Annotated in this window: 20 protein-coding genes and 3 pseudogenes; 8 read left to right on the top strand and 15 right to left on the bottom strand. The window is 72.5% G+C overall.

The genetic code is table 11. From position 1 onward, the window contains the following. Positions 1 to 25: 25 nt before the first annotated feature. The 7 genes from ACZ4WH_RS05615 to cds1 all read right to left on the bottom strand — a co-directional run bounded on the left by ACZ4WH_RS05615 (position 26) and on the right by cds1 (position 6,806). Complete coding sequence (locus tag ACZ4WH_RS05615) at positions 26 to 1,288, bottom strand: cytochrome P450 (protein WP_468176889.1); 1,263 nt, start codon at positions 1,286 to 1,288, stop codon at positions 26 to 28. A 104-nt stretch (positions 1,289 to 1,392) separates the two neighbouring features. Further along, positions 1,393 to 2,697, bottom strand: a complete 1,305-nt coding sequence (locus tag ACZ4WH_RS05620) for a cytochrome P450 family protein (RefSeq protein WP_468176891.1) — start codon at positions 2,695 to 2,697, stop codon at positions 1,393 to 1,395. A gap of 201 nt (positions 2,698 to 2,898) precedes the next feature. After that, positions 2,899 to 3,501 (bottom strand): GTP-binding protein, encoded by a 603-nt coding sequence (locus ACZ4WH_RS05625; RefSeq protein ID WP_468176893.1) that lies wholly within the window; start codon positions 3,499 to 3,501, stop codon positions 2,899 to 2,901. Further along, entirely contained in the window at positions 3,476 to 3,850 is a 375-nt protein-coding gene (locus tag ACZ4WH_RS05630; protein WP_030651941.1) for a DUF742 domain-containing protein, read from the bottom strand. Before ACZ4WH_RS05630 ends, ACZ4WH_RS05625 begins: the two co-directional genes overlap by 26 nt. Then, positions 3,847 to 4,248, bottom strand: coding sequence for a roadblock/LC7 domain-containing protein (locus ACZ4WH_RS05635; RefSeq protein WP_030651943.1), 402 nt, complete (start codon positions 4,246 to 4,248; stop codon positions 3,847 to 3,849). The genes ACZ4WH_RS05630 and ACZ4WH_RS05635 overlap by 4 nt, the downstream gene beginning before the upstream one ends. Then, entirely contained in the window at positions 4,245 to 5,450 is a 1,206-nt protein-coding gene (locus tag ACZ4WH_RS05640) for an ATP-binding protein (RefSeq protein ID WP_468176896.1), read from the bottom strand. The genes ACZ4WH_RS05635 and ACZ4WH_RS05640 overlap by 4 nt, the downstream gene beginning before the upstream one ends. Positions 5,451 to 5,681: 231 nt before the next feature. Continuing rightward, positions 5,682 to 6,806: an L-cysteine desulfhydrase Cds1 gene (cds1, locus tag ACZ4WH_RS05645; protein ID WP_468176898.1), complete on the bottom strand. Its 1,125-nt coding sequence runs from the start codon at positions 6,804 to 6,806 to the stop codon at positions 5,682 to 5,684. A gap of 304 nt (positions 6,807 to 7,110) precedes the next feature. On the opposite strand from cds1, the gene ACZ4WH_RS05650 reads away from it, so the two are divergent. Then, positions 7,111 to 7,434: a hypothetical protein gene (locus tag ACZ4WH_RS05650; protein WP_014671112.1), complete on the top strand. Its 324-nt coding sequence runs from the start codon at positions 7,111 to 7,113 to the stop codon at positions 7,432 to 7,434. Between the two features lie 423 nt (positions 7,435 to 7,857). Next, a pseudogene (locus ACZ4WH_RS05655) lies at positions 7,858 to 8,269 on the top strand (ATP-binding protein); the annotation flags it as partial. A 998-nt stretch (positions 8,270 to 9,267) separates the two neighbouring features. Here ACZ4WH_RS05655 and ACZ4WH_RS05660 read toward each other — a convergent pair. Both ACZ4WH_RS05660 and ACZ4WH_RS05665 read right to left on the bottom strand, forming a co-directional pair. Beyond that, positions 9,268 to 9,680: pseudogene (locus ACZ4WH_RS05660) on the bottom strand (ATP-binding cassette domain-containing protein); the annotation flags it as partial. Next, positions 9,677 to 9,970, bottom strand: a complete 294-nt coding sequence (locus tag ACZ4WH_RS05665) for an SHOCT domain-containing protein (protein ID WP_468176900.1) — start codon at positions 9,968 to 9,970, stop codon at positions 9,677 to 9,679. The pseudogene ACZ4WH_RS05660 and the gene ACZ4WH_RS05665, both read right to left, overlap by 4 nt. A 200-nt stretch (positions 9,971 to 10,170) precedes the next feature. Between ACZ4WH_RS05665 and ACZ4WH_RS05670 the strand changes: the two genes are divergently transcribed. The 4 genes and pseudogenes from ACZ4WH_RS05670 to ACZ4WH_RS05685 all read left to right on the top strand — a co-directional run. Further along, entirely contained in the window at positions 10,171 to 10,746 is a 576-nt protein-coding gene (locus tag ACZ4WH_RS05670) for a TetR/AcrR family transcriptional regulator (protein WP_468176902.1), read from the top strand. Positions 10,747 to 10,817: 71 nt separating this feature from the next. Further along, a complete protein-coding gene (locus ACZ4WH_RS05675) occupies positions 10,818 to 11,402 on the top strand; it encodes a DUF4865 family protein (RefSeq protein ID WP_468176904.1) in 585 nt (194 codons plus the stop codon). After that, on the top strand, positions 11,399 to 12,310 hold the full coding sequence (locus ACZ4WH_RS05680) for a phosphotriesterase family protein (RefSeq protein ID WP_468176905.1): 912 nt from the start codon (positions 11,399 to 11,401) through the stop codon (positions 12,308 to 12,310). Before ACZ4WH_RS05675 ends, ACZ4WH_RS05680 begins: the two co-directional genes overlap by 4 nt. A 140-nt stretch (positions 12,311 to 12,450) precedes the next feature. Then, positions 12,451 to 12,621: pseudogene (locus ACZ4WH_RS05685) on the top strand (DUF1272 domain-containing protein); the annotation flags it as partial. 413 nt (positions 12,622 to 13,034) lie between these two features. Here the strand turns inward: ACZ4WH_RS05685 and ACZ4WH_RS05690 are convergent. Both ACZ4WH_RS05690 and ACZ4WH_RS05695 read right to left on the bottom strand, forming a co-directional pair. Beyond that, positions 13,035 to 14,282 (bottom strand): ROK family protein, encoded by a 1,248-nt coding sequence (locus tag ACZ4WH_RS05690; protein WP_468176907.1) that lies wholly within the window; start codon positions 14,280 to 14,282, stop codon positions 13,035 to 13,037. Positions 14,283 to 14,330: 48 nt separating this feature from the next. Then, positions 14,331 to 14,981: an alpha-ketoglutarate-dependent dioxygenase AlkB family protein gene (locus tag ACZ4WH_RS05695; RefSeq protein WP_468176909.1), complete on the bottom strand. Its 651-nt coding sequence runs from the start codon at positions 14,979 to 14,981 to the stop codon at positions 14,331 to 14,333. Positions 14,982 to 15,048: 67 nt separating this feature from the next. On the opposite strand from ACZ4WH_RS05695, the gene ACZ4WH_RS05700 reads away from it, so the two are divergent. Continuing rightward, on the top strand, positions 15,049 to 16,182 hold the full coding sequence (locus tag ACZ4WH_RS05700) for a methyltransferase (protein ID WP_468176911.1): 1,134 nt from the start codon (positions 15,049 to 15,051) through the stop codon (positions 16,180 to 16,182). A gap of 27 nt (positions 16,183 to 16,209) precedes the next feature. On the opposite strand, the gene ACZ4WH_RS05705 is transcribed toward ACZ4WH_RS05700, so the two are convergent. Next, positions 16,210 to 17,070, bottom strand: coding sequence for a class II fructose-bisphosphate aldolase (locus tag ACZ4WH_RS05705; protein WP_468176912.1), 861 nt, complete (start codon positions 17,068 to 17,070; stop codon positions 16,210 to 16,212). A 32-nt stretch (positions 17,071 to 17,102) separates the two neighbouring features. Beyond that, positions 17,103 to 17,984 carry an SIS domain-containing protein gene (locus tag ACZ4WH_RS05710; RefSeq protein WP_468176914.1) on the bottom strand — a complete coding sequence of 294 codons (882 nt, stop codon included), beginning with the start codon at positions 17,982 to 17,984 and terminating at the stop codon, positions 17,103 to 17,105. 124 nt (positions 17,985 to 18,108) lie between these two features. Here ACZ4WH_RS05710 and ACZ4WH_RS05715 point away from each other — a divergent pair, with 124 nt between their 5' ends. Then, positions 18,109 to 18,888 carry a DeoR/GlpR family DNA-binding transcription regulator gene (locus ACZ4WH_RS05715; RefSeq protein ID WP_468176916.1) on the top strand — a complete coding sequence of 260 codons (780 nt, stop codon included), beginning with the start codon at positions 18,109 to 18,111 and terminating at the stop codon, positions 18,886 to 18,888. 42 nt (positions 18,889 to 18,930) lie between these two features. Here ACZ4WH_RS05715 and ACZ4WH_RS05720 read toward each other — a convergent pair whose 3' ends face one another. Beyond that, the gene (locus tag ACZ4WH_RS05720) at positions 18,931 to 19,326 is read right to left on the bottom strand and encodes a luciferase domain-containing protein (protein ID WP_468176918.1); all 396 of its coding nucleotides are present in this window, start codon (positions 19,324 to 19,326) and stop codon (positions 18,931 to 18,933) included. A gap of 132 nt (positions 19,327 to 19,458) precedes the next feature. Continuing rightward, complete coding sequence (locus ACZ4WH_RS05725; RefSeq protein ID WP_468176946.1) at positions 19,459 to 21,840, bottom strand: phosphoketolase family protein; 2,382 nt, start codon at positions 21,838 to 21,840, stop codon at positions 19,459 to 19,461. Positions 21,841 to 22,022 lie beyond the last annotated feature (182 nt).

Raw genomic sequence — 22,022 nt, forward strand, 5'->3', positions numbered from 1 at the left:
GTGCGGGGCTGCCCCGTCCGGGCGGTCAGGTCGTCACCGTCAGGGAGGTGACGCGCCGGAAGACCATCCGGTGCGCGTAGGTCGGGCCCGCCGTCGGACGCAGGGTGGGGAATCGTTCCAGCAGCTCGGTGAGCAGCAGCCGGGCCTCCAGGCGGGCCAGGGCCGTGCCGAGGCAGTAGTGGGCGCCGCCGCCGAAGGTGAGGTGGGCGCCCTTGCGGCGGATGTCGAACACGTGCGGGTTCTCGTTGCGGCGCGGGTCGTGGTTCGCGGCGCCGTAGAGGACGTGGACGGTGGTGTCCTTGGCGATGGGGACACCGGCGAGGACGGTGTCGTCGGCGGCGTAGCGGGAATTGAGGTGGATGGGCGGGTCGTAGCGCAGCACCTCGTCGATCGCGTCGTCGATGTGTTCGGGGTGCCGGCGCAGCCAGTCCGCCCGGGCCGGGTCCTGGGTGAGGAACCACACGGCGTTGGTCAGCAGGGTGGCGGTGGTCTCCAGGGACGCGATGGTGATGAACATCGTCAGGTCGTAGAGCGTCTGGTCCGCCGCCGCGCGGTCGTCGGGGTACTGGGCGTCCCAGTAGCGGATCCAGCCGGAGAGGACATCGTTGCCAAGGTGGCGGCGCCGGTGGGCGATCAGGCCGGTGAAGAAGGCCCTCATCTCCAGGGTGGCCTGGGCGGAGACGGCCAGTTCGCTCTTGGTGGGCAGGAGTTCCTGGGCGTGGACCTGCCGGTGGGTGAAGTCGAGGATGTGCGGGTAGTGCTCGGCCGGGACGCCGAGCCACTGGCCGACGGTGTGGATCGGAAGCTGGTCGCCGACCGTGCCGACGAAGTCGGCCTCGCCGTGGGTGCGCAGCAGTAAGGCGAGGCGGTCCAGGAGCCGGGTGACGTGGCCGGCGATCTGGGGCCGCATGGCCTCCAGGGTGCCGCGGTCGAAGAGGTTGCCCAGAGCGCGGCGCTGGAAGGTGTGCACGGGCGGGTTGAGGCGGGAGAGGGTCCGCGTCATCTCCCGGGTCGCCGGCTCCCGCCAGCGCGTCGGGTCGGGCTGGCGCTCCTGCCAGTCGAAGTCGGGGGCGAGCCAGTTCCTGCCGCGCAGGATCTGGCTGCACGCCTCGAATCCGGTCACGAAGTACCCGCCCCAGGGCGCGGGCACCACATCGCCCAGCGCGCGCAGTTCGTCCCAGACGGGGAGGGGGTCGGCCAGTCCCTCGCCGGACCGCAGGCGACGAAGGAAGGGGATGACGGCTCGGCGGTCGGGGGTGGTACCGCGTATGACGCCAACGGCGGTCACGCGAAGCTCCTTTGTGGCTGGGCGCTACCGTTACCGCCGGAACCTACCCTTCCCCTCTCCTTCGTCATGCGCCTGACAGTGTTGCTCCCGTCACATGCCGCACATCAGACCCGGAAAATGTCCAGGAAACTGCTCCAGAATCCCTTCTTCCTGGCCGGCTCCTGGCGGGCGGCGGAGGCCGGAGCCGTGGGCAGCGGCTGCTCCGCCGCGGCGGAGACGGTCCGGTTCTGGAGGGCGGAGACCATGCGGGTGGCCGGGGTCGGGCTGAAGGCCACGGGCAGCGCGACCAGGGCCCGGTGGAACGGCCCCGGCCGCCATTCCAGCTCCTTCTCGGGGACGGCCAGCGTCAGGTCGGGCAGGGCGTTGAGGATCTTCTCGATGGCGGTGACGGCGATGACCTGCGCCGGGTCCTTGGCCGGGCACGCGTGCGGACCGGCTCCCCAGGCCAGGTGGGCGCCCTTGCTGTGCGTCCGGCGGGCCTCGGCCAGCGCGGGATCGCTGTTGGCCGCGGCGAAGCTGATGACGACCGGCGTGTTGGCCTCCGCCACCACTCCGCCGAGGTCGACGTCCTGCACCGGGTAGTGGGTCGCGTAGTTGGCGATGGGCGTCTGGTTCCACAGCACGTCGTCGATCGCCTCCTCGACCAGCAGCCCGGAGTCGCGCCCGCTCGTGTCGGGCGACAGCAGCAGGAGCAGCGCGTTGCCGATGAGGTTGCGCTCGGGTTCCACGCCGGCGCCCATCAGCATGACCAGCTGGTCCTTGAGTTCCTCGTCGGTGAGCCCGGCGGGGTGCTGGATCAGCCAGGAGGTGACGTCGTCGCCGGGCCGGCGGCGCTTGAGCGCGATCAGCTCCATGAGGCAGGCGGTGAGTTCCTCGTTGGCGCGCACGGCGTCCTTGCCGTCGAAGATGGCCGACATGGCGCTGGTGAGGGTGTCGCCGATGTCCGCCGGGCAGCCGAAGAGCTTGTTGAACAGCAGCAGCGGCAGCAGCTTGGCGTAGTCGTTGAGGAGGTCGGCCCGGCCTCGCTCGCTGAACTGGTCGATGAGGTAGTCGGCGATGGGCTCGACGTCACGGCGGATGCGGGTGATGTTGAGCCGGGCCAGGCTGTCCGTGACGGCCTTGCGCAGCCGCAGGTGCACCGCGCCGTCGGTGAACAGGCAGTTGGGCCGGTACGCCATCATCGGCAGGACCGGGCTGTCCAGCCCGATACGCCCTTCGTTGAGGGCCTTCCAGCGGCGGGCGTCCCGGGCGAAGAGCGTGGAGTTCTGCAACACGCGCAGGGCCATCTCGTGGCCGACGACCAGGGTCGCGTCGACGCCGGGGGCGAGTTCGACCGGCCCGGCCGGACCGTGGGCGCGCAGCCGGTCGTAGACCTGGTGCGGGTCGGCGGCGAACGTTGCGTCGTGCATGGGGCATCTGGCGCCGGCGGGGGCGGGGGCTGACTGGCGGTCCATGAAGTTCCTTCTGCTGGCTCCGGGCCGAGGGTCCGGGCGGATGGTTCCGGGCCGGGGGCCGGGGATGGTCCGGGCGGGGGTCCAGGGATGGTCCGGGCGGGGGTGGAGGGATCGTCCTGGCGGGGGTCCAGGAGATGGTCCGGGCGGGTGGGCGTGTCAGGCGGCTCGCGTGAGCAGGTGACGCACGAGCGCGATCAGCGCGTGGGCGGAGGACTGCCGGTCGCGGGCGTCGCAGTAGACGACGGGGGTGTCCGGGAGCAGGTCGAGGGCCTCGCGCACCTCCGCCTCCTCGTACTCCTTGCCTGCCTCGAAGCTGTTGACCGCGATGGCGTACTCCAGGCCGTACCGCTCGACGAGGTCGATGACCGGGAACGTCTCCTCCAGCCGGGCGGGATCGACGAGGAGCAGCGCCCCCAGCGCGCCGCGGGCCATGTCCTCCCACAGCTGCATGAAGCGCTGCTGTCCGGGGGTGCCGAACAGGTACAGCACCAGGTCGTCGCTGAGCGTGAGGCGGCCGAAGTCCAGGGCCACGGTGGTGGTGGTCTTGTCGGCCACGCCCCTGAGGTCGTCCACGTGGAGCGACGCCTGCGTCATCTTCTCCTCGGTGCGCAGCGGGGTGATCTCCGACAGGGAGCCGATGAAGGTCGTCTTGCCCACGGCGAAATGCCCGACGACCAGGATCTTGGCAGCGTTGGTCACCGCGCTGGAGACGTAGATGGAGCCGGGGGCCGTCTCAGCCGATGAGGGATTGGAGTCCATTCAGAACCTTTTCCAGGGTCGCTCTGTCAACGTTCTGAGCCCGGGGCGGCTCGGCGCGGCGCAGGAGGTGTCCCTGCTCGAATAAATCGGTCAGCAGCAGCCGGGCCACCCCCACCGGCAGCCCCAGGTGGCCGGCCACTTCGGCGACCGACAGGTAGCCGCCCGCGCACAGCTTCCAGATCGCCATCACCTCGGGGCCGGCTCCCAGCGGGGGTGTCCGGTCGGGAGCCAGGGTGACCAGGGTGTGCAACGCCAGGTCGTCCGAGTCCGGCAGCGTCCGGCCGCCGGTGATGACGTAGGAGCGGACGAAGTCGCTCGTGACGGAGGCTTCCTCGTCGGGGGTCGTCATGCGCCGGCACCGTTGTCCGAGCGGGGCGCCACACTCATCGCCTTGCTCAGGCCCGCGACCGTCTTCTGCATGCGGAACGACATGGCCTCCATGTCGACGTCCAGCGCGGCGGAGACGGCGAGGTACGAGCCCTGGCCGGCGGCGATCAGGAAGATCCAGCCGCCGTCGTACTCCAGCAGCGTCTGCTTCCAGATCCCGTGTCCCGCTCCCACGAACCCGGCGACGGCCCGGCTCAGCGACTGCATGGAACTCATCGCGGCGGCGTTCGTCTCGGCGTCGTCCCGCCCGATGTCGTCCGAGCGCTGCAACAGCAGGCCGTCACCCGAGACGAGGATCGCGTGCCGGGCTCCGCGTACCTCGAGCACGTCGTTCAGCACCCAGGACAGGTCGATGTTCACTTGTTGTCAGGTCCTTCCGTGGTGTTCGTGGTGCGCCCGAGCTGAGTTCCGCGCGCGAACGCCCCGAGCCGCGACGCCGTCACCTCGCTGGCCGGCTCGGGCGTGCCCTCCTGGCCGGCGGTGGCGTCGAGGGCCGGGACCACCGTGACGGGGCCGCCCCGCCGCCGGCGTTTGGGCAGACCTCCCGAGGTCGTCCCCACCACGTGCGTGGGGCCCACGACCGGGACCGGCGCCAGCCGCTGGGGGGCCGCCTCCGGGCCCGTGGCTTCCTGGGCGTCGGCCGCGGGGGCGGGCGCGTCGGCCGCGAGGAGACTTTCGGGCACACGAATCACTGCACGCACTCCGCCGTAGGGGGACACGGAGCCGACGGAGACGGCGAAGCCGTAGCGGGCGGCGAGCATGCCGCACACGGCGAAGCCGAACCGCGGCGGATCGCCGAGACCGGTGATGTCGACGGGACCGTCGACCGACAGCAGGGCCGCCGCCCGGTCCTTGGTCTCCTGGTCCATGCCGAGCCCGGCGTCGTCGACGATGAAGCACACACCGGTGGGTACGGCCTGGATGTTGACCTCGACCGGGGTGCCGGGCGCGCTGTATGCCGTCGCGTTGTCCAGCAGCTCGGCCAGTACGACGGCCACCGGCTCGACGGCCTTGCCGACGAGGGAGACGTTCACCTGGGAGTGGACGCTGACCCGGTTGAAGTCCTTGATCCGGCCCTGGGCACTGCGCGCGACGTCGTAGACCGTGGCGGCGCCCTCGCGCCTGCCCAGCCAGCCGCCGCACAGTACGGAGATGCCCTTGGCGCGGCGGCCGAACTGGCTGCCGGTGTGGTCGACCGTCATCAGGTCGGCCAGGATCTCGGTGGTGTCGCCGTACTTCTTCAGAAGGCTGTCGAGGAGCACCTGCTGCTCCTCGGCGAGCGACTGGAGCGTTCCCATCGCGGACTTCAGCACCGCCTTGGTCGCCGCCTCCGCGTCCGCCCGGACGTCCGCGAGGTCGCGCTGGTGCTGGGCGGTCAGCGTGGCGATGTGCGCGTGAAGCTCACCGACATCGCCGCGGGCCTCCCCGAGTCCTGCCTCCAGGTCCTTCTTCGTTCTTCGGAGCGCCATATTGGTTCTCCGGGCCCGCATCACTGCGACGACCGCAGCGATGAGCACCACAAGCAAGATCCACAACAGTGGATCCTGAGTCAATGACGTCATGAGACTCTCTTCAAGTCGCATCGCGCCGGGAACGTGATCAGCGCGACGGTGCCTTCGAGACTGTCCCCCAGACGCGTTCATGACACGCCGTCAGTCCACTGAAAAGTGGGATGATCTTATCAGTCGCTTAGGCGTAACCGGCTTGCTCGGGGCCCGAATTGAGACGTCACCAAATCCACACAACCCCGCAACCCGCCTGCCGGCCGGCGGATGCCCGAGGATGGGGGCGGCTCAGTCGGGCCACACGCCCGTGGCCAGAAACGTGTCGACCGCGGCGGCGTACGGCGTGATGTCCAGGCCCTGTTCCGCGAGCCACGCGTCCGAGTAGTACTTGTCGAGGTACCGGTCGCCCGGGTCGCACAGCAGGGTGACGACGCTGCCGGTACGCCCCTCGGCCACCATCTCGGCGACGATCTTCAGCGCGCTCCACAGGCCGGTGCCCGTCGAGCCGCCCGCCTTGCGGCCGATGGCCGCCTCCAGGGCCCGTACGGCGGCGACGCTGGCCGCGTCCGGGACCTTCATCATCCGGTCGATCGCGCCGGGCACGAAGCTGGGCTCCATGCGCGGCCGGCCGATGCCCTCGATCCGGGAACCGCAGTCACAGGTGACGTCCGGATCGCCGGCCGTCCAGCCCTCGAAGAAACAGGAGTTGTCCGGGTCGGCGACGCAGATCCGGGTGTCGTACTGCATGTAGTGGACATAGCGGGCGAGGGTCGCGGAGGTGCCGCCGGTGCCCGCCGTGGCGACGATCCAGGCCGGCTCCGGGAACCGCTCCAGCCGCAGCTGACGGAAGATCGACTCGGCGATGTTGTTGTTGCCGCGCCAGTCCGTCGCGCGTTCGGCGTAGGTGAACTGGTCCATGTAGTGGCCGCCGGTCTCCACCGCGAGGCGGGCCGACTCCTCGTACATCTTCCGGGAGTCGTCCACGAAGTGGCACTGGCCGCCGTGGAACTCGATCAGGCGGATCTTCTCCGCGCTCGTCGTGCGCGGCATGACCGCGATGAAGGGCACGCCGATCAGCTTCGCGAAGTAGGCCTCGGAAACCGCCGTCGAGCCGCTGGACGCCTCGATCACCGGGCGGTCCGGGCGGACCCAGCCGTTGCAGAGGCCGTAGAGGAAGAGGGAGCGGGCGAGCCGGTGCTTGAGGCTGCCGGTGGGGTGGGTGGACTCGTCCTTCAGATAGAGGTCGATACCCCACAGCTCGGGCAGCGGGAAGCGCAGCAGGTGCGTGTCCGCCGATCGGTTCGCGTCGGCCTGAACCTTGCGGACGGCCTCTTTCAGCCAGTCGCGGTAGGCCGGGTCACTGCGGTCGACGTCGAGGGTGGCGCCGGTGCTGATCTGGGGAGTGGTGCTCACGGCGGGGCTCCTTAAGCTGCTCGCCGACGGCGCCTCGCGCGGGCCGGCAGATCGAGCATAGGCACCTTTCACACCGCTTCCCACCTGCATAAACGCATCTTTGAGCCACCCAAAGACGCGCTGGGGCACGGATGTGCGAGCCGACGGGGGCGCATGGACGCGAATGCTCCGGGCGGCTGTCGCACGCGCCCCGCGCGTACTGGTGCTCCACGCCGAGCGGGGGCAGACTGCACGCGACGGGACGACCGTCCCGAACGGGGGCGCAACAGGGAACCACGGGAACACCGCGAGGGGGCGGCCAGACATGGCGGAACCGGAGTTCACGGCCACAGGCGTGCGCATCGGCAAACGCCTGCGTTCGCTCACCCGGGCCGGGCAGGTCCGGATCAGCGACGGCAGGTTGCAGTTGCTCACCAGCTACGGCAGCGAGATAGACAGCGCGCCGGTGCAGGCGGTGCGCGCGTCCAAGCCATGGTTCGTACCGGACGACCGGGCGCTCGCCGACGTCAACGGCACGCGGTATCTGCTGACGATGGGCGCGCACGACCCCGCGCCCGGCCGGCCGGGGCCGCCCGCGGCACGACGGTTCGTCGAGGCGGTGCGCCGGGCGGCGGGGCGCGGCGGCTGAAGAGCGGTCGACGGCGCGCGGGCGAGGAGCGGTCGGCAGCCGGGCGGGGAGGAGCGGTCGGCAGCGCACGACGAGCGGCGGCTGGGCGCACACGCCGAGCGAGGGTCGGTCGCACGCGCCGAGCGGCGGTCGACCCGCGCACGCTCAGCAGCGTCGGTTGCACACGCTCAGCAGCGTCCGTCGCACACGCCGAGCGGCGGTCCGCCCGCACACGCTCAGCAGCGGTCGGTCGCGGCGAGTTGCGGGAGCGCATCCGCTGCGCCACGCTGGTCTCACGTCACTCTGGGTTTACCGGCGATAACGCTGCGAACCAGCCCGCCGGCCACGACAGCAGGCGGACGTTTGGACGCAAGCACCCTGCTGGATCCGTTGTTCTCCGTGTTCTTCCGGTTCCTCCGGACCTCACATCGGGGAGTCGCAGCCGTGATCAGTCACCCAAGCAGGCACTGCACGGTGGAGCTCCAAGCCCTGCCGTCGCGGATCGGCCAGGTCCGCAGAATCGTATCTGCGCAGTTGCGCTACTGGCATATGGACCCGTTGATAGACCGGGCCGCGCTCGGTGTGACGGAGCTGCTGAGCAACGTCCACCGGCACGCCAGGCCCGACAAGTCGTGCACCGTCGAATTGGAACTGCTGCCCGACCGGCTCACGGTCTCGGTGCGCGACCACGATCCGCGCCTCCCGGTACCGGCCGACGCCACGGACTCGGCGGGCGCCACCCCGCTGGCCACCTGTGGGCGGGGCCTGGCGATGGTGGCCGCGGTGAGCGAGAGCTGGGGCGCCCGCCCGGACGGCGAGAACGGCAAGGTCGTCTGGTTCACCCTCCCGGCCCCGGCAACGCCCCGCAGCCATCCGTCGGGGCAGTTGCGGGGGGCCGTACGGGGAACGCCGGCCGCGGCTGGTGGGGTCCTGGCGGCGGAGATTGGGGTGTCTGCCGGTGTTCCTGGTGGGGCCGGCGTGCCGGGTAGGGCGGGAGCTGGGGTTCCCGCTGGGGCGAGTGCGTCGGTGAGGCCTGGGACGGGGGTTCCTGCTGGGGCGAACGCGTCGCAAAGCGCCGGGACCAGGGTTCCTGCTGAGGCGAACGCGTCGCAAAGCGCCGGGACCAGGGTTCCCGCTGGGGCAAGTGCGTCGGCGAGCCCCGGGACACGGGTCCCCGCTGGGGCAAGTGCGTCGGCGAGCCCCGGGACACGGGTCCCCGCTGGAGCAAGTGCGTCGGTGAGGCCAGGAACAGGCGCTCCCGCTGGGGCTGGTGCCCCGGCGAGACGTGGAGCCGGTGTCCCCACTGGGGCCAGCACGTCGGCGAGGCCTGGGGGTTCCGCGCCCGAAGCCGGCACGCCTGTTCCAGCAGGCGCTGGCGTGCCGACAGGCGCTCGCTTGCCAAGCGGCGCCGGCGTGCCGAGCGGCGTAGGCGTGCCGAGCGGCGTAGGCGTGCCGAGCGGCGTAGGCGTGCCCCCATGCACTGGCCTGGCTGCTCCACCTAAGGCGACCGCTTCGGCGGAGGTGGCTGTCCCGGCGAGGACGGCTGTCCCTGCGGGGTCGGCGGCTCCGGCGGAGCCAGTTCTTCCGGCCGGGGCGGTTCTCCCGGCGGGAGCGGCTGCTCCGGCGAGGCCGGCTGTGGCCCTGGCAGCTCCCGTACCGGCGAGTGCCGCGCCCCCCGCGAGTCCCGCACCCCCGCCCCTCCGCCGTACAGCACCCGCTGGAAGCACGGCACCCGTCGCCGCCACGACCGCGGCGCCGGTCGCGCCCCCCGCACCCGCCGTGGAGCCCGCCCCCACCGCGACCGGGACACCAGCACCCGCCCGGTCAGCCGTCCGCGGCTGACCGGGCGGGTGGCCCGACGATGTCCACGAGGGCGTCGATCCGCTCCTGGTCGCCGCGCCGGCCGGCCAGGTCCAGGGGCAGCGTGATGTTCTCCGCGACGGTCGGCGTGGGCACCAGGTCGAACGCCTGGAAGACGAAGCCGACCCGGTCGCGGCGCAGCAGGGTCAGACGGCGGTCGTCCAGCGCGCCCAGCTCGATCTCGCCGATGCGGACGGCGCCGGAGGTGAGTGTGTGGAGGCCGGCCGTGCAGTGCGTCAGGGCGGACTTGCCGGAGCCCGACGGGCCCATGATCGCCGTGAAGCGTCCGGCGGGGAAGGTGACGTCGACGCCGTCCAGGGCGCGTACGGCGGCGTCGCCGGAGCCGTACACCTTCACCGCCGTTGACGACGCGGGCCGCAGCCCGATACCTCGGTCGTCGTGGTCATGCCGCACCGCCCTTGCCGGTGCGGCCGAACTGCTCCTCCAGGACGGACAGGCGGCGCCAGTACTCGTCCTCGTCGATCTCGCCGGAGGCGAAGCGGCGGCCGAGGACCGCGAGCGGCGAGTCACCCGCCGGGCGTCCCGCGTCCACCGGCCGCCAAGGGCCGCCGCGCCCGCGCCGGGCGGTGCGGCGCAGGACGGTGACGGCGCCGGTCACGACGGCCGCCCAGATCAGCGGGACGAACAGGATCCACGGGCCGGGTCCGCCGCCGTCCCAGTGCGCCAGGGTCTGCATCTCAGGTCGTCTCCCTCGTCGGTTCAGGTCTTCGTCGGTTCAGGTCTTCGGGTGCTGTTCCGAGGCTCCCTCCGGCAGGGGGTCCGGGTCGTCGTGCGGCCGGCGGCGGTGCGCGTACCTCGGAGGGAGTACGGCCGTGCCGCCGGGCTGCTCCCGGAGCAGGGTGGCTGGTTGTAACTACCAGTATGTACAGTGAGCGCATGAGCACCTCGGAACGACTGATCGAGTCCACCCGCGAGCTGCTGTGGGAGCGCGGGTACGTGGGCACCAGCCCCAAGGCGATCCTGGAACGCGCCGGGGCCGGCCAGGGCAGCATGTACCACCACTTCAAGGGCAAGCCGGACCTCGCCCTGGCGGCGATCCGGCGCACCGCCGACGAACTGCGGGCCACCGCCGAGGCCGTCCTGGACGGGCCGGGCACGCCGTACGAGCGCATCGAGGCGTATCTGCTGCGCGAGCGCGATGTGCTGCGGGGCTGTCCGGTCGGCCGGCTGACCATGGACCCGGACGTGATCGCGAGCGAGGAGCTGCGCGCGCCGGTCGACGAGACGATCGCCGCCATCCGCGAGCGGATCGCCGGGATCGTCGAAGAGGGCAAGCGGCAGGGGCAGTTCGCGCCCGGGCTGGACGGCGAGGAGATCGCCGCCGCCGTCCTCGCGACCGTGCAGGGCGGTTACGTCCTCGCCCGGGCGTCCGGATCGCCGGCCGCCTTCGACGCGGGCGTGCGCGGTCTGCTCTCCCTGCTGGCACCTCCGGCTCCCGACCAGGAGAACTGAGGCACGCGCACGTGGCCGACCACCCCGCCTGAGACGCGGCCAACCAGCCCGCCCGAGAAGGGATTCGCGAGATGCACGCCATGCAGTACGAGTTCACCCTGCCCGCCGACTACGACATGGGGATCATCCGCTCCCGGGTCTCCCGGGTCGGGCATCTGCTGGACGACTGGGACGGCCTCGGCATCAAGACGTACGTGATGCGCGAACGCGGGGTGAACGGCTCGCCGGTGAACCAGTACGGCCCGTTCTACCTCTGGAACACCATGGAGGGCATGAACAGCTTCCTGTGGGGCGGAGCCTTCCAGGGGCCCGTCGACGACTTCGGACGGCCCGCGATCCGGCAGTGGACCGGCCTGGCCTTCGAGGAGGGCACAGCGGCCGCCTCCGCCCCGGCGTTCGCCGTCCGCCGGCGCCAACCGGTCCCGGACGGCGTGCGGTTGGCGTCGTTCATGGCGGACGCGGCGGCCGAGACGGAGCGGCTGGCAGCGGAGGACGGGGCGGTGCTCGCGGCGGCGGCCGTGGACACCCACGCCTGGGAGCTGATGCACTTCTCTCTCTGGGAGCACGAGGCGCCCAAGGCCGACGGGGACGTCTTCGAGGTGCTGTACCTGTCCGCACCCGGCCGGGACCGGCTCCCGCGCGGACGGCAGTGGTGACCCACGTCCGCACGGTCCTCGGTGACATCCGGCCCGAGGAGCTGGGCGTGTGCGACGCGCACGACCATCTCTTCCTGCGCAGCCCGCTGTTGCCGGGGCAGGAGCTGGACGACGTCTGCGCGGCGCGGTCCGAGCTGGCGGCCTTCCGCGCGGCGGGCGGAGCGGCCGTCGCGCAGTGGACGCCGTACGGCATGGGACGGCGGGCGGCGAATCTGCCGGAACTGTCCCGCGCGACCAGGGTGCGGATCGTCTGCGCCACCGGACTGCACCAGGAGGCGCACTACGACCCCGAGTCGCTCACCCGGCTGCGCGGCGGCCGGCTGGCCGCTCTGTTCGTCACCGAACTCACCGAGGGCATCGGTACGACCGGTGTGCGGGCCGGATTCATCAAGGTGGCGGGCGGTTTCCACGGGCTCGACGCGCATGCCCGCCGGACCATGACGGCGGCGGCCGAGGCGCACCACGTCACCGGCGCCCCCATCGCCGTCCACCTGGAGCTGGGCACCGGCGCACTGGACGTACTGGACCTGCTGTGCGGTGAGTCGGGCGTGCCCGGTGAGCGGGTGATCCTGGGGCATCTGAACCGCTCCCCCGACCCGGTGACGCTCCGGCAGGCCGCCGCGTCGGGCTGCTGGCTGGCCTTCGACGGCCCGTCCCGCGCCCACCACGCCACCGACTGGCGGATGCCGGAGGCGGTACGGGCCCTGGCGGAGGCCGGGTTCGGGGACCGGCTGTTGCTCGGCGGTGACACGGTGACCGCCGGGGCCCGCTCCGTCGACGGCGGGCCCGGGATGCCGTACCTGCTGCGCCGGGTACGGCGGCGGCTGGCGGAGGCGGTGGGCGCGGACCTGGTGGACCGCATCTTCACGGAGCATCCGGGGCGGGCGTTCGGAGCCGCCTGGAGCTGACCGGGCCGTGGCCCGATCCGGTGGATCTCTGTCCCACCCGGACGGTTCCGCCGCCGGCCGTGGCCGGGAGGATGAGAGCCGACGGCGGATGCGAGCCGGCGACCACGACCACCGACCGCTGTCCGAAGGGACGGGAGAGCATGGGCCTGGAGATGCGCGCCCGCTGCGAGCGCTGCGAGACCACCGCGCTGCCCCCGGACGGTCCGGCCCGCATCCGCTCCTACGAGTGCACGTTCTGCGAGGCGTGCGGAGCGGCTCTGGGCCAGATCTGCCCCAACTGCGGCGGCGAACTCGTACCGAGGCCGCGCCGCGCGCCGACGACCACGGCCGCCGTGGGAGGTGTCGGCACGGCGGAGCGCTCCCCGTGGCGGACGAAGCGGCCTCCAGCGCCTCCTCCGCGCTGACGAGCACGCCGACCACGCATGACGGCTGTCTGACCAGGCTCGCCGACTGGTCCGCGCGGCAGGGCGTGCCCGCCGAGGACGGCGGACCGTTGGTCGATCATGGTGGAGCCCACGGAGGCCGAAGGCGGGCCGTTCGTGCGGTCGTTGACCGGCGCTGGAGCAGAGCCTGGGCACCCGACGGCCGGCCGACGCGCGCCGCGTGGCTCGACGCCCTGGAGTCGGACCGGCTGCCCTTCCCCGACCGCGCCTGTGGCAACCGAGCGGTGCTGTGCGACGAGAACGGCCCGGCGGGGATGGCGTACTGGGGCGTTCACCGCGGACTAGTCGCTCCCGGCCAGCGCCCCCAGTGGATCGTCCAGCACCGGCTGCCAGGCCAGTTCCGCCGCGCCGACCAGGCTGTTGTGGTCCAGGGTGCACGGCAGGATGGGGACGCCCCCGCTCTGGCCCCACAGGCTGCGGTCGGCGACCACCGCGCGCAGCCGGCCGGGGTCCGCGTCCAGCAGGGTGCGGTGCAGACCGCCGAGGATGATGCGGTCCGGGTTGAGGATGTTGACCAGGCCGGCCAGGCCGAGGCCGAGACGGTCGATGAGGACCTCGGCGGCCCTGCGGACGGCCGGGTCGTCGTACTGGGTGCGCAGCAGGTCGTTGGCCTGCTGGACCAGCGACACCTCGGGGCCGGGGTCCCGGCCCGCCTCCACGAGCAGGGCCAGCGGGTCCGCCTCGACGTCCAGGCAGCCCCGGCTGCCGCAGTGGCAGGGGCGGCCCTCCGGGTTGACCGTGAGATGGCCGACCTCCAGCGCGAGCCCCGAACTTCCGGTGTGCAGACGGCCGTCCAGGACGAGGGCGCCGCCGACGCCCCGGTGTCCGGTGGCGACGCACAGCAGGTCCCGTGCGCCCCGGCCGGCGCCGTGCCGGTGTTCGGCGAGCGCGGCGAGGTTGACGTCGTTGCCGGCGAAGGCCGGGCCGGTGATGCCCGCCGCGCGCACGCGTTCCGCGAAGATCTCCCGGACGGGGGCGCCGACGGGCCAGGCCAGGTGCAGCGGGTTGAGGGCCAGGCCGGCGGGTTCGGCGACGGCGGACGGCACGGCGAGTCCGGCGCCGACACAGCGCCGGCCGGTGCCGCGCAGCAGCTCCGCGCCCGCCTCGACCACGGAGCCGAGCACCTTCGCCGGGTCCGCGTCGACGGTCTCGCAGCCGGGGGCGGTCGCCACGATCCGCCCGCCGAGCCCGACCAGCGCGGCCCGGAAGCCGTCGGCGTGGATCTGCGCCGCGAGCGCGACCGGGCCGTCTTCGGCGACCTCCAGCCGGTGCGAGGGGCGCCCCTGGGAGCCGGCCGCCGAGCCGGGCCGGGCGTCGACCCGGATCAGGCCCAGCGCTTCCAGTTCGGCGGCGACCGCGCCGGCCGTCGCGCGGGTGACGCCGAGTTCGGCGGTGAGCACGGCACGGGTCGGCGCCCGCCCGGTGTGCACCAGCTCCAGGGCCGGCCCGAGCGCCGCGCGCCCGCGGTCCAGCCGCGCCCTTGCCGTGGTCCTCTCCCCCGCTGTCCGGGGATCCGCCTTGCCGCTCATGAGGGCGAGTCTCCCATGATCCGTACCCCGGGTGGCCTGCGCCGCCGGCTACAGGCCGCTCACCCGCAGGGTGATGTTCAGCCGTCCGGCGAGCCCCAGCCACGCGGGGGCCGTGCCCGGGCGGACGCGCGGCACGCCGTGGTAGGCGAACCGGGACGGTCCGCCGAAGACGAACAGGTCGCCGCTGCGCAGTTCCACGTCGATGTACGGCTTCGCGCGTGTCTCGGTGTTGCCGAAGCGGAACACGCAGGTGTCGCCGAGGCTCAGCGAGACCACCGGCGCGTCGGCCTTCTCGTCGCCGTCGCGGTGCATGCCCATGCGGGCGTCGCCGTCGTAGAAGTTGATCAGCGCGATGTCGTACGGCGCGGCCGGTACGGCGTCCGGGCCGAGCGCGTCGGCCACCGCGCGACGGCCCAGCTCGCCGAGCCAGTCCGGGAAGGGCTTGACAGGGCTGCCGTCGCCGTCGACGACGGTGCGGGCGTAGGCGTACGGGTACCAGTGCCAGCCCAGGCAGACCTGGCGTGCGGTCATCGTGCCGCCGCCCGGGGTGCGGACCGTGCGCAGTCCGGCGGGCGGCGTGGCCCACTCCCGGCACGCGGTGAGCAGGGCGCGCTGCCGTTCGGCGTCCAGCCAGTCCACGACGTGCACGGCGCCCGGCGCGACCTCCGCACGCTCCCGGGGGAACAGCTCCTCCTCCATGCCCCCATCCTGCCCCACGCCCTCTGATCTGCGGCTCCGCTAGCCTGGACGCACGATGAGCGACCGTATGACGACACCGTGGGGCGAGGTCGAGCTGACCCGCTTCCCCGAGGACCCCCGCGACCGGCTGCGCGCCTGGGACGCCTCCGACGCGTACCTGCTGCGCCACCTCGCAGAGGAGAAGGTACCGCTCACGGGCACGGTCGTGGTGGTCGGGGACCGCTGGGGCGCGCTGGTGACCGCGCTGGCGGAGCACCGGCCGACGCAGATCACCGACTCCTTCCTCGGCCAGGAGGCGACCCGGGCGAACCTGGCGCGGGCGGGCGTGGAGCCTGGTGCGGTACGGCTGCTCACCACACAGGACCCGCCGCCGGAGCGGGTGGACGTGCTGCTGGTGCGGGTGCCGAAGAGCCTGGCGCTGCTGGAGGACCAGCTGCTGCGGCTGGCCCCAGCCGTGCACGCGGACACGGTCGTGGTCGGCACCGGGATGGTGAAGGAGATCCACACCTCGACGGTCCAGCTGTTCGAGCGGATCCTCGGGCCGACCCGGACCTCCCTGGCCCGGCAGAAGGCCCGGCTGATCTTCTGCACCCCGGACCCGGCGCTGGAGCGGCCGGCGAACCCGTGGCCGTACAGCTACGCCCTGCCGGACGGCCTCGGCGCGGTGTCGGGGCGCACGGTGGTCAATCACGCGGGCGTCTTCTGCGCCGACCGGCTGGACGTCGGCACCCGGTTCTTCCTCCAGCACCTGCCCGGCCCGGGCGCCGGGCGCGTGGTGGACCTCGGCTGCGGCAACGGCGTGGTCGGTACGGCGGTGGCGCTGGCCGATCCGGCGGCCGAGGTGCTGTTCGTGGACGAGTCGTACCAGGCGGTGGCCTCGGCGGAGGCGACGTACAAGGCGAACGGGGTGCCGGGGCACGCCGAGTTCCGGGTCGGCGACGGGCTGGCCGGGGTGGCGCCCGGCAGTGTGGACCTGGTCCTGAACAACCCGCCGTTCCACTCCCACCAGGCGACCACGGACGCGACGGCGTGGCGGATGTTCACGGGGGCGCTGCGCTCGCTGCGGCCGGGGGGTGAGCTGTGGGTGATCGGGAACCGGCACCTGGGGTATCACGTGAAGCTGAGGCGGTTGTTCGGAAACAGCGAGCTGGTGGCGTCGGACCCGAAGTTCGTGGTGCTGAGGGCGGTCAAGAAGGGATGAACGGCACGGGCGGCGCCGGTGGGACGATCAGGCGGGTGTGCGGGACAGCACCCCGATGATCCGCCGTACCTCCAGGGCCATCGCCTCCCGGCCCACACTGAGGTACTTGCGCGAGTCGACGGCCTCGGGGCGGGCGGCGAGGAAATCCCTGATCGCGCCGGTCATGGCCACATTGAGCGCGGTCCCGACGTTGACCTTGGCGATGCCGCCGCCGACCGCCGCGACCAGTCCGTCGTCCGGCACGCCGGAGGAGCCGTGCAGGACGAGCGGCACGGTCAGCGCGGCGGACAGCCGTCCCAGCAGGCCGAGGTCGAGGACGGCGGTGCGGGTGGTCATGGCGTGCACGCTGCCGATGGCGACGGCCAGGGCGTCGACGCCGGTGCCGGCCACGAAGTCCCGCGCCCGGCCCGGGTCGGTGCGGGCGCCGGGCGCGTGCGCGTCCAGCGGGGGCCGGCCGTCCTTGCCCCCGATCTGCCCCAACTCGGCCTCGATCCACAGACCTTGGGCATGCGCCCAGTCGGCGGCGGCCCGGGTGGCGGCCAGGTTGCCGGTGTACGGCAGCCGGGCCGCGTCGTACATGACCGAGCTGAACCCGGCGCCGGGCGCCTGGCGCAGCAGGTCGTCGCTCTGCACGTGGTCCAGGTGCAACGCGACGGGTACGGCGGCCCGTTCGGCGGCGGCGACGGCGGCGCGGGCCAGGGGCAGCAGCCGTCCGTAGCGGAACTTGACGGCGTTCTCGCTGACTTGGAGGACCACGGGTGCGCCGGCCGACTCGGCGCCGGCGATGACGGCCTCGATGTGTTCCAGAGTGATGACGTTGAACGCGGCGACGGCGGAGCGGGCGGCGGCGGCCCGGGTGATCAGCTCGCCGGTGGACGCGAGGGGCACGTGAGGTGTCCTTCCGGGACGGGCCGGCGGGTTCAGGGGGCGAGGATCACCGAGCGGGTGAGGTGGCGCGGCCGGTCGGGGTCGAGCCCCCGGGCGGCGGCGACGGCGACCGCGAGCCGCTGGACCCGGACGAGTTCGGCGAGCGGGTCGAGCCCGCCCTCGACCCACAGGGCGCCGGTGGCGCGGACCTGTTCGGCGAGTCCGTCGGGTGCCGCGCCGAGCATCCAGGTGGCGGTGCCCTCGGTGGTGACGCTGATCGGGCCGTGCCGGTACTCCATCGCCGGATAGGCCTCGGTCCAGGAGAGGGAGGCCTCGCGCATCTTCAGTCCGGCCTCGTTGGCGAGTCCGACGGTCCAGCCGCGCCCGAGGAAGGTGAACTGCGCGCATTCCACGAGCCCTTCGGGCAAGGGAGTGGCGAGGGCGGTGCGGGCGTCGGCGACGGCGGCGTCGGTGTGCAGGCCGAGGTGGGCGCGCAGGAGGGTGAGCGCGGTGGTCGCGAACCGGGTCTGGACGACGGAGCGTTCGTCGGCGAAGTCCAGCACGACGAGGTCGTCGGCGGCGGACACGACCGGGGTGTCCGGGTCGGCGGTGACGGCGGTGGTGCGGGTTCGTCCGGGCAACTCGCCGAGGAGTTGCAGTACTTCGGTGGTGGTGCCGGACCGGGTGAGGGCGAGGACCCGGTCGTACGACCGCCCGTGCGGGAACTCGGAGGCGGGGAACGCGTCGGTCTCGCCCTGCCCGGCGCCCTCGCGCAGGGCGGCCACGGCCTGGGCCATGAAGTAGGAGGTCCCGCACCCGACGACGGCGACCCGCTCCCCCGGTTTCGGCAGTGCGCCCCGGTGCCGCCCCGCCTGGTCGGCCGCCCGTATCCAGCACTCGGGCTGGCTGTTCAGCTCGTTCTCGACATGGGTCATGCCCACACCCTCCCCTGCTGATTGTTCCTGCAAGGTATAGCGAGTTTTCGAGCACAATCAAGCATTTGGGCGCAAGGCGGGTGCGCTAGGGTCGCCGGGAGATCGAACGGAAGGGAGGCGGCGGATGTCCCGGGACGCCCGCTGGAAGGCGCTGCTGGAACTGCTCGTCGAGCGCGGCCGGCTGGAGGTCGAGGAGGCGGCGGCCGAGCTGGCGGTGTCGGCGGCGACGATCCGCCGGGACTTCGACCAGCTCGCCGAACAGCAGATGCTGGTCCGCACCCGCGGCGGAGCGGTGGTGCACGGTGTGTCGTACGAACTCCCGCTGCGCTACAAGACGGCCCGGCGCGCCTCGGAGAAGCAGCGCATCGCCAAGGCGGTGGCCGAACTCGTCGCTCCGGGCGAGGCGGTGGGGCTGACCGGCGGTACGACCACCACGGAGGTGGCCCGCGCGCTGGCCGTGCGCGGCGACCTCGCCACCGGTTCCCCGGCGCTCACCGTCGTCACCAACGCGCTCAACATCGCCAACGAGCTGGCCGTGCGGCCCCAGTTCAAGATCGTGGTGACGGGCGGGGTGGCGCGTGCGCAGTCGTACGAACTCATCGGCCCGCTCGCGGACGGGGTGTTGGGCCAGATCAGGCTCGACGTGGCGGTGCTCGGTGTCGTCGGCTTCGACGTGACGCACGGGGCGGCGGCGCACGACGAGGCGGAGGCCGCGATCAACCGGCTGCTGTGCGAGCGCGCCGAACGCGTGGTGGTCGCCGCCGACTCCAGCAAACTCGGCCGACGGGCGTTCGCCCGGATCTGCGGGGCGGAGCTGGTGGACACGCTGGTGACGGACACGGCGGCGGAGCTCGAGGCGGTACGGCGGTTCGAGGAGGCGGGGGTGCGCGTGCTGACGGTGTGAGGCGACCCCGGACAGCCCGGCCTCCCGGCGCCGGCCGCCGCCTCAGATACCGCCGAGGTCCGCCTTCACGAACCCCGCGCCGCGCTGGTCGTTGCAGCCCGCGAGCGGCCGGTCCGCCGGGTCGGGCCACGTCTGCTGGGCCTGGAGCGCCACGCTCACCAGCGTCAGCAGCAGGTCGACGTCGCTCGCGGCGTCCAGGCGCAGGGTCACCCACTGCGAGCCGGGCACGACCCTGATCGCGTCCGAGTCTCTGAGGTCCTTGGCGAACCGCCGGATGGCCCGGTGGGTGAGCCGTAGGTCGACATCACGCTCGGAGTGGAAGTGGACGATGTCGCCCTGGGCCGAACTCACCGCCCGCCCCAGGCCGCAGCTCGGGACGGCCTGTCTCAGGTCCGGCCAGGTCGCCAGTTGCGCGAGCGCGCGCGAGGCCAACGTCATGGGCCCATCATGGCGCGCTCACCCCCTCGCAACCAGCTCGTGAGCAAGCATTAACCGACCTGTATCCGCGACGCGTTCACGAATCCGTACACGAATCCACACGTCGAACTGTGGCTCTGTGCCCTCCCACGCTCAGCTGTTCCAGCTCCATTCGGCGATCTCCGGCAGGTCGGTGCCGTGTTCGCGGATCCACGCGTGATGCCGGGTGCGGGCGTCGGCCATCGCCTGACGTACGGCGGCCGCGCGGACGGCGAGGCCCGGGACGCGGTCGATGACGTCCATGACGAGCCGGTACCGGTCGAGGTCGTTGCGGACGACCATGTCGAACGGGGTGGTCGTGCTGCCGGACTCCTTGTAACCGCGCACATGAAGGTGCTTGTGCCCGGTGCGGCGGTAGGCGAGGCGGTGGACCAGCCACGGATAGCCGTGATAGGCGAAGATCACCGGTTTGTCGGCGGTGAACAGGCCGTCGTACTCGCGGTCGGTCATCCCGTGCGGGTGCTCCTCGTGCGGCAGCAGCCGCGTCATGTCGACCACGTTGATCACCCGTACCGCCAGCCGGGGCAGGTGCCGGCGCAGCAACTGCGCCGCCGCCAGCACTTCCTGCGTGGGCACGTCACCGGCACACGCCAGGACGACGTCGGGTTCGCCGCCGGCCTCGGTGCCCGCCCAGTCCCAGATCCCGGCTCCCCGCGCGCAGTGCGCCTTGGCCTGGTCCATGCTCAGCCAGTCGAAACAGGGCTGTTTGCCCGCCACGACGACATTGACGTAGTCGCGGCTGCGCAGGACGTGGTCGGTCACGGAGAGAAGCGTGTTGGCGTCCGGGGGCAGATAGACCCGGACGACCGCCGGGCTCTTGTTGAGGACGTGGTCCACGAAGCCGGGGTCCTGGTGCGAGAAGCCGTTGTGGTCCTGACGCCACACGTGTGAGGTGAGGAGGTAGTTGAGGGACGGGACAGGAGCCCGCCAGGTCAGCTCACGCGAGGTCTTCAGCCACTTGATGTGCTGGTTGACCATCGAGTCGACGATGTGCACGAACGCCTCGTAGCAGGAGAACAGGCCGTGCCGGCCGGTCAGCAGATACCCTTCCAGCCAGCCCTGGCAGAGGTGTTCGGAGAGGACCTCCATCACCCGCCCGTGCCGGTCCAGATGTTCGTCCACCGGAAGCGTCCTCGCCTGCCATGCCTTGCCGCTGGCCTCGTAGATGGCCTGAAGCCGGTTGGAGGCGGTCTCGTCCGGGCCGACGACGCGGAAGTCCCGGCGCGGCCGGGTGTCGTGCATGACCCGGGCGAGCAGGTCGCCCAGGACTCGTGTGGGCTCGTGGAGCGTGCAGCCGGGCTTGTCGACCGGTACGGCGAAGGTGTCGAGGGACGGCAGCGGCAGCTCGCGGGTGAGGAGACCACCGTTCGCGTACGGGCTCGCTCCGAGCCGCTTCCTCCCCTCCGGAACACAGGCGAGGACCTCCGCGACGGGACGGCCCTCCGGGTCGAACAGCTCCTCGGGCCGGTACGAGCGCAGCCACTGCTCCAACTGCCGCAGATGCTCCGGGTTCTCGCGCACCGCTGCGAGCGGGACCTGGTGAGATCGCCAGGTGCCCTCGACCGGTTCGCCGTCCACCTCGGCCGGGCCGGTCCAGCCCTTCGGGGTGCGCAACACGATCACCGGCCAGCGCACGCGGTCGGTGCCGCCCTCCTCGCGGGCGGTGCGCTGCATCCGGGCGATGATGTCCAGCGCCTCGTCGAACGCGGCTGCCAGGGCGCGGTGCACCACGGCGGGCTCGTCACCAGCCACATGAAGGGGTTCGTGGCCGTACCCCCGCAGCAGCGCGTCGAGTTCGGCTTCGGGGAGCCGGGACAGCACGGTCGGGTTGGCGATCTTGTAGCCGTTGAGGTGCAGGATCGGCAGCACGGCGCCGTCGTGGACCGGGTCGAGGAACTTGTTGGAGTGCCAGGAGGCGGCCAGCGGCCCGGTCTCCGCCTCGCCGTCGCCGATCACGCACGCGACCAGCAGGTCGGGGTGGTCGAAGGCGGCGCCGTAGGCGTGCGCGAGGGAGTAGCCGAGTTCGCCGCCCTCGTGGATCGAGCCCGGGGTCTCCGGGGCCACGTGGCTGGGCACCCCGCCGGGAAAGGAGAACTGCCGGAACAGCCGCTCCATGCCCATGGCGTCCCGGGACACGTCGGGATAGGTCTCGCTGTAGCTGCCCTCCAGCCAGGAGCCCGCGAGGACGGCCGGCCCTCCGTGTCCCGGGCCCCAGATGCACAGGGCGTCCAGTCCACGCGCCCTGATCACGCGGTTGAGGTGCGTGTACACCAGGCTCAGGCCGGGCGAGGTGCCCCAGTGGCCGAGCAGCCGGGGCTTGATGTGCTCGGGCCGGAGCGGTTCCGTCAGGAGCGGGTTGGCCATGAGGTAGATCTGGCCGGCCGCCAGGTAGTTGGCGGCGCGCCAGTGGGCGTCCAGGGCGCGCAGTTCCTCGTCGGTGGGTGCGTTGGCGTCCGGGTGGGCGGCCGTGGGCATGGGACCTCCGGATTCGTCGTCCATGGACAGCAAGTGTGCCGGGAATATCGGGAAACTTCGGGCACGACAGCCACCGGGCACGGGGGGGGGCGGGGGGGGGGGGGGGGGGGGGGGGGGGGGGGGGGGGGGGGGGGGGGGGGGGGGGGGGGGGGGGGGGGGGGGGGGGGGGGGGGGGGGGGGGG

This window comes from Streptomyces sp. NPDC029138 (genome assembly GCF_055564375.1).